The 7,295-nt window shown below is 75.9% G+C and carries 3 protein-coding genes and 1 pseudogene; 2 read left to right on the top strand and 2 right to left on the bottom strand.

All coding sequences use genetic code 11. The annotated features are described in order from the left end of the window. A partial coding sequence (locus ACOJTC_RS15610; RefSeq protein WP_420117422.1) for an EsaB/YukD family protein occupies window positions 1-576 on the bottom strand: 576 nt, incomplete at its 3' end. Window positions 577-736: 160 nt separating this feature from the next. Between ACOJTC_RS15610 and eccCa the strand changes: the two genes are divergently transcribed. Then, complete coding sequence (gene eccCa, locus ACOJTC_RS15605; RefSeq protein ID WP_420117421.1) at window positions 737-4,804, top strand: type VII secretion protein EccCa; 4,068 nt, start codon at window positions 737-739, stop codon at window positions 4,802-4,804. A 117-nt stretch (window positions 4,805-4,921) separates the two neighbouring features. On the opposite strand, the gene ACOJTC_RS15600 is transcribed toward eccCa, so the two are convergent. After that, window positions 4,922-6,373 (bottom strand): S8 family serine peptidase, encoded by a 1,452-nt coding sequence (locus tag ACOJTC_RS15600; RefSeq protein WP_420117420.1) that lies wholly within the window; start codon window positions 6,371-6,373, stop codon window positions 4,922-4,924. Window positions 6,374-6,587: 214 nt separating this feature from the next. On the opposite strand from ACOJTC_RS15600, the pseudogene ACOJTC_RS15595 reads away from it, so the two are divergent. Further along, window positions 6,588-7,295, top strand: a pseudogene (locus ACOJTC_RS15595) (hypothetical protein); the annotation flags it as partial.

Here is a 7,295-nt window from a genome sequence, read left to right as displayed (position 1 = left end):
CAGCCCGGCCAGGCCGGCGTAGCCGGTCGCGGCGACGGCCAGCAGCACGCCGAACCCCCGCTTGGCGGCGGCCCGGACCACGGCGGCCCCGCCGCCCAGTGCCACCGCCGCCACCGCCAGCGCCGCCACCGCCCGCAGCGGCACCGGGCCGGGCAGCGCCAGGGCCACCAGCCCGACGGCGAACAGCAGACCGGCCAGCCCCAGCACCACCGGGCGGACCAGCTCGGGACGCCACCGGCCGGGGCGGTCCCGCACCCCGGTCGCCATCCCGTCGACGAGGTCGTCGAAGTCGACCTCGGGCAGCTGGTCGGCGCGCGGACGCAGGTACACCAGGTCGCCGTCGTGCAGGTCGAGCGCGGCGACGCTGCTCTCCTCGTCCAGCGGGGCCGAGCCGGCCCGTTGCAGCACCCAACCGCCGTGGCTCAGCCCCGTGTCGGCCAGCCCGTCGCCGAGGTGGTGCAGCAGCGCCGGCAACAGGTCGGCCACGACCACCCCGACCGGCACGGCGACCTCGATCTGCCGGCTCGGTCCGCGTACGACCAGCCGGCACATCTGCTCGGTCTCGGTGCCTGTCACGGCCCCTTCAACGGCCCCGCCCGGAGAACGTTCAACGGGTGATCGGAATTTTCTCCCCGCCGGGACCCGCCGGTATCCCGGCCGGAAACCGGGATCGACCCGGATCGGCCCGTGCTCCGTTGTGGAGGGGGGCCGACGGCCCGGGTGGAGGGAGACGAGCATGGGGACGGTGCTGTTCCGGCGGCCGGCACGGCGCGGCGGGCCGGAGATGCCCACCGGGGAGTTGACCCTCCAGGAGCCGCCCGAGCTGAGCGAGCCGCAGCACAACGGCGCCCGGCAGGCGATGATGGTGCTGCCGATGGCGCTGATGACCGGCGTGATGATGCTGATGTTCATGGGCCCGTCGCGGGGCCCGCTGACCTGGGTGATGGCCGGCATGATGGCGGTGGCCATGGGCGGGGTGATGATCGGTTCGGTCATCGCCAGCAGCGGGGAACGCAAGCAGCGCCACGGCGGTGACCGCCGCGACTACCTGCGCTATCTCGCCCAGCACCGCCGCCGGGTCCGCCGGTTCGCCCAGGACCAGCGGGACTCCAGCCTGTGGCGGCACCCCGACCCGGCGTCGCTGTGGTCGCTGGCGATGACCACCCGACGCTGGGAACGTCGCCCCACCCACCCGGACTTCCTGGAGATCCGGGTCGGCACCGGCGAACAGCGGCTGGCGGTCCGGATCGCGCCGATGCAGACCAAGCCGGTCGAGGATCTCGAACCGGTCGCCGCGAAGGCGCTGCGCCGGTTCATCCGGGCGTACAGCACCCTGCCGGACCAGCCGGTGGCGCTGTTCCTGCCGGGCTTCGCCGAGATCCGGGTGACCGGGGACCGGGCGGCGGCGCGGGCGCTGCTGCGGGCACTGCTCACCCAGCTCGGCGCGTTGCACGCGCCGGAGGAGGTCCGGGTTGCGCTCTGCGTCGACCCGGACGGGCTGGCGGCCTGGGAGTGGGTCAAGTGGCTGCCGCACGCCCAGCACCCCACCGAACAGGACGCCGCCGGGACGGCGCGGCTGGCCGCCGACGGGATCGAACGCCTCGAACGGCTGCTCGGCGCGGAGTTCACCGGCCGTCCCCGCTACGAGCCGGGCGTCACCCCCGACCGGGACGAGCCGTACGTGGTGGTGGTCCGCGACGGCGGCCGGGTGCCGGCCGGTCACCGGCTCACCACCGGCGGCTACCGCAACGCGGTCTTCGTCGACCTGGACGACCCGCCGGTCGCCACCGGCAAGGGCATCCTCAACCTGGAGGTCGCCGACGGCACGCTGACCATGCTCGGGCGGGACCGGGTGGGCCAGGAGACCCGGCAGGTGCTCGCCGCCCCCGACCTGCTCGGCCCGGCGGCGGCCCGCACGGTCGCCCGGCTGCTGTCGCCCTACCGGCTGGCGGTCAGCACCGAACTGGCCCCCGAACCGATGAAGGCCGACTTCGATCTGGGCACGCTGCTGCGCATCCCCGACCTGGAACGGTTGGAGCTGGCCGCGTTGCGCGACCGGCGCGGGCCCGACGAGCGGCTGCGGGTGCCGATCGGGGTGGACGCCACCGGCGCCCCGGTCGAGCTGGACCTCAAGGAGTCCGCGCTGGGCGGCATGGGACCGCACGGGATGCTGATCGGCGCGACCGGCTCCGGCAAGAGCGAGTTGCTGCGGACGCTGGTGCTGGCGTTGGCCGTCACGCACTCCTCGGAGACGCTCAACCTGGTCCTGGTCGACTTCAAGGGCGGGGCGACGTTCCTCGGCCTGGACCGGCTGCCGCACACCTCGGCGGTGATCACCAACCTGGCCGACGAGGCGTCGCTGGTCGGCCGGATGCGTGACGCCCTGCACGGCGAGCTGGTCCGCCGGCAGGAACTGCTGCGGGCCGCCGGCGGCTACAGCTCGGTGCTGGAGTACGAGAAGGCCCGCGCCGGCGGCACCCCGCTGGACCCGCTGCCCACCCTCTTCGTGGTCGTCGACGAGTTCTCCGAGCTGCTCGCCGCGCACCGGGACTTCATCGACCTGTTCGTCATGATCGGCCGGCTCGGCCGGTCGCTCGCCGTGCACCTGCTGCTGGCCAGCCAGCGCGTCGACGACGGCCGGATCGGGCAGTTGGAGTCGCACCTGTCGTACCGGATCGGGTTGCGGACCTTCTCGGCGATGGAGTCCCGCTCGGTGATCGGGGTGCCCGACGCCTACGAGTTGCCGGCCGCCCCGGGCAACGGCTACCTGCGGATGGACGTGTCGACACTGCTGCGGTTCAAGGCCGCGTACGTCTCCGGCGAGTACCGCCCCCGCCGGGCCCGGGTCCGGCAGGAGGTGGTCCAGCGGCAGGTGGTGCCCTACCGGCTGGACCCGGTGACGGCGGAGCAGCCGACCCCGCCGGTGCCATCCGTCGACACCGCACCCGCGACCGGCCCGGGCACGCCGACCGCCGCAGCCGGCACGTCGAGCGCCGCAGCGGGCACGCCGGCGACCGGTCCGGCCGGGTCCGGCCCACCGCCGGTGGACGGGGCGGAGCCCGCCGCGCGCAGCGTGTTCGCGATCGTCACCGACCAGCTCGTCGACTCCGGGCCACCGGCCCACCAGGTCTGGCTGCCGCCGCTGGGCGAATCCCCCACCCTGGACAGCCTGCTGCCGGCGCTGACCCCCGACCCCGACCTCGGGCTGGTCGCCGCGGACTGGCCCGGCAACGGCCGGCTGGTCGTCCCGCTCGGTTTCATCGACAAGCCCTACGAGCAGCTGCGCGACCTGCTCACCGTGGACCTGTCCGGGGTGGGCGGGCACATCGGCGTGGCCGGCGGCACCCGCAGCGGCAAGAGCACTCTGATCCGGAGCCTGATCTGCGCGCTGGCGCTCACCCACCGCCCCACCGACGTGCAGTTCTACTGCCTGGACTTCGGCGGCGGCACCCTGGGCACCGTCGCCGGCCTGCCGCACGTGGGCAGCGTCGCCGGCCGGCTCGACACCGACCGGGTCGGCCGGACCGTCGCCGAGGTGACCGGCCTGATCAACCAGCGGGAGCGGCGCTTCACCGAGCAGAGCATCGACAGCATCCAGACCTACCGCCGGCTGCGCGCCGAGGGTCAGGTCACCGACGACCCGTACGGCGACGTGTTCCTGGTGGTCGACGGCTGGTTCACGCTGCGGCAGGAGTTCGAGCCGCTGGAGGTGGCGCTGCGGCAGATCGCCGCCCGGGGGCTCAACTTCGGTGTCCACCTGATCGTCAGCGCGGCCCGCTGGTCGGAGGTGCACCACAGCATGCGCGACCAGCTCGGCATCAAACTGGAACTGCGTCTCGGTGACGCCGTCGACTCGGCCATCGACCTGCGGTTGGCGGCCACCGTGCCGCGTGCGCCGGGGCACGGCCTCACCCCCGAGAAGCTGCACGTCCTGGGGGCGCTGCCGCGCATCGACGGGGTGGCCGACCCGGCGAGCACCGCCGAGGGGGCGCGTGAGCTGGCCGGCACGGTGGCCGAGTTCTGGGCCGGGCCGGTGGCGTCTCCGGTGCGTACCCTGCCGGCGGTGCTCCCCGCCGCCGACCTGCCGCCGGCCGAGGGCGACCTGTGGGTGCCGCTCGGCCTGGACGAGACCGACCTGAAGCCGTACTGGCACGACTTCGCGGAGCTGCCGCACCTGACCGGGCTCGGCGACAGCCAGAGCGGCAAGACCAACCTGCTGCGCCACCTGGCCCGCATGATCGTCGGCCGGTTCACCCCGGCCGAGGCGCGCATCCTGATCGTCGACTACCGCCGGCAGTTGTTCGACTCGGTGCCGGCCGAGTACCGCCTCGGCTACTCGGTCTCCGCCGACTCCACCCGGGAGACCGTCGCCGACGCGGTGGTCGGCCTCAAGGGACGGCTGCCGGGTAAGGAGATCAGCCCCGAGCAGTTGCGCCGCCGCGACTGGTGGACCGGACCGCGACTGTTCGTGCTGGTCGACGACTTCGAGATGCTCGCCGGGCAGGACAACCCCCTGCAACCCCTCATCCCGTACGTCCCGCACGGCGTCGACATCGGGCTGCACCTGGTGGTCGTGCGGGGCACCGCGAACCTGATGCGGATGTCGATGGACCCGCTGCTGCGTCGCCTCCAGGAGGCCAGCAGCCCGGACCTCGCCCTGTCCTGCCCGCCGACGGAGGGGCCGCTGCTGGGCGGGGTGAAGGGACGGCACCTGCCGCCCGGCCGGGCGATGGTGCTGACCCGACGCGGACACCGGATGATCCAGACCGCGTACGTCGAACCCGACCCCGTGCCGGTCGGCTGACCGCCGTCCGGGCGGCACGGGCCACCGGCCGTGCGGCGGGCCCCCTGTCGGGCGGTCACGGGGCGGGGGCTGGCCGGGCCGGTGGAGGGCAGTTCCGGTGGGGCCGGCGGGGGCGGGTCAGCGTCGCCGGCGGCGGCGCAGGCCGACGGTGAGGGCGACCAGCGTGAGGATCGCCGCCAGCACGGTGACCGCGCCGGCCGGGCTCCGCCGCTGCACGGTGGTGGCGACGCCGGCCGGGGTGGCGTTCACCGCCGCCGCCGGATTGATCATGCCCCAGCCGTGCCACGGGTCGGGCCCGGCCGCCGGTGACGCCGCCCCGTCGGCCGTGGCCGTGACCCGGGCCGCCGCCTCGACCGCGTCCAACCAGGGTGCGCTGGAGCGGACCAGGGCGACCAGCCCGGCGACGAACCCCACGGCGTAGTCCGTACCGGTGCCCTGCACCTCGCCCGAGCCGATCCCGAGACCCACCACGTCCACGCCCGGCGCCACCACGTCGACCTCCCCCGGCCGGTGCACCTCCGCCAGCCGGTCGTCCGGGCCCACCGCGCCGACCCGCAGCACCCCCGGCGGCAGGGCGGCGCCCTTCGCCGCCGTCGCCGGGCGGGCCGCCACCACCACGGTGGTGCCCCGGGTGACCGCCGCGCGCAGCGCCGTGACCACCCGTTTGTCGGTGGTGTCCACCGATCCGCCGACCACCGCCACCCCGGCCCCGGCCGTGGTCGCCACCCGCAGCGCGGCCACCAGTTCGGTCGGCTCCGCCGTCCCGGCGGCCATGCCGACCCGGACCGGCAGGACGGTGGCCTCGGGGGCGAGACCGACGAAACCGGTGCCCCGCTGCCGCGCGGCGGCGACGATCCCGGCCAGCGCGGTGCCGTGCCCGGTGCAGTCCCGGTCCCCCCGGGCGTCGCCGCCGGCCCCGGCGTCCGCACCGGGACGGACCCGACCGGCGAGGGCCGGCGGGGTGGCGTCCACTCCGGAGTCGATGACCGCGACCGTGACCCCCGCGCCCCGGCCCCGGGTCCAGGCCACCTCCGGGGTCAGCCGCAGCTGCGCCCAGGGCACCCCGCCGATCCGCCGCTTCGGCGCCACCGTGCAGACCAGGGCGCTGGTCGGCGCGGCGCTCGGCCGGGGGCGGGGCGTCGCCGCCGGGCGGGCCGGGGTGAAGGCCGGCAGCGGGCCGTAGCTGACGCCCGCGCCGACGGCGTCCCAGGGCAGCACCAGGACCCAGCCCGGACGCAGCACGGCGGGGTCGGTGACCGCGATGCCGTCCGGTTGGACCCGTCCCTTGTTCAGGGCGAAGATCTCCGGGTACCGCTGCGCGTCGCCGAGGACCCGCAACGCGACCTCCCAGAGGTGCTCGACCCGGCCCTGCTCCGCGCCCACCACCAGGTACTTCACGAAGCCGTTCGGCGCGGGGCCCGGCCGGCCCGGCGCGCCGGCCGGGGGCGAGGGCACGGGGGCGGCCGTAGCCGGTGCCGCCACGGCCACCGTCGACACCGGGACGGCGAGCCCACCGAGCAGCAGGGCGACCAGCGGGCGGGACCAGCGGGCCCGGTGGCGTCCGGTCACCGGAAGCGGGCGGGACAGCGCTACCTCCCAGCGTCGTCGTGGCCCGCCCAGGCTACGGCCTTGCCCGTACCGGCCCCGGGTCCGGTCGATTGCGATTCGGCCAACCGGGCGGGGGACGGACGGCGAGCCGTACTGAACAGATCGCCGGTCGCCGCCGTTGTAGGCAGCGGCCGGGGAAGGGCTGCACCCCGGTGGAGGATCAAGGAGGCTGACCGTGCGATTCCCGACCACCACCGGCACCGGGCGACCGGTGACCCGACGGGTCACCGGCCGGTCGAGGCGGCGCGGCATCGTCGTCACGACGGCGGCGGTCCTGGCCGCCCTCCTGCTCGCCGCCGCCCACGCCGCGGGAACGGTGCCCGACCGGGAGTCCGTCCACCCGGCACCGTCGCACGCGGGGTCGGTCGCGACGCCGCCCGCCACGCACTCCGCCGACGCGACGCCGGCCGGACGGTACTACGTGGTGGGGCCGCCGGTGGGCGGTCAGCGGGAGTACCTCTACCAGATCGCGGCCACCACCCTCGGCGACGGCAACCGGTACCGGGAGGTCTTCGAGCTGAACCGGGGCCGCCGCCAGCCCGACGGCGGACGGTTGACCGATCCGGCCGAACTGCGCCCCGGCTGGGTGCTGGCGCTGCCCCCGGACGCGCGGGGGCCGGGTGTGCGCATCGGCCCGCTGCCCCCGACCGGCGCGGACGCCACCCCACCGGCCACGGCCGACCCGGGGCACACCGGTCAACTGGTCGTGCTGGCCGGACTCGCCGCCGTCGCCCTGCTCGTCGCCACCCTGCTGCGCCGGCCGCCCCGACGCCGGCGTGCCCTGCCCGGCCGTCCCGTCCGGCTCGCCCTGGCCGCAGGCGGCCCGGCACCGTCTCCCCCGCACCCGCCGGCCGGAGCCGCCCCCTGCGTCGGCGTCGACCCG

It is taken from the genome of Micromonospora sp. (assembly GCF_048594385.1).
Lineage (GTDB): Bacteria > Actinomycetota > Actinomycetes > Mycobacteriales > Micromonosporaceae > Micromonospora > Micromonospora wenchangensis.
Note: the sequence above shows the minus strand (reverse complement) of the source record. Positions and strands in the feature narration are given on the sequence as shown.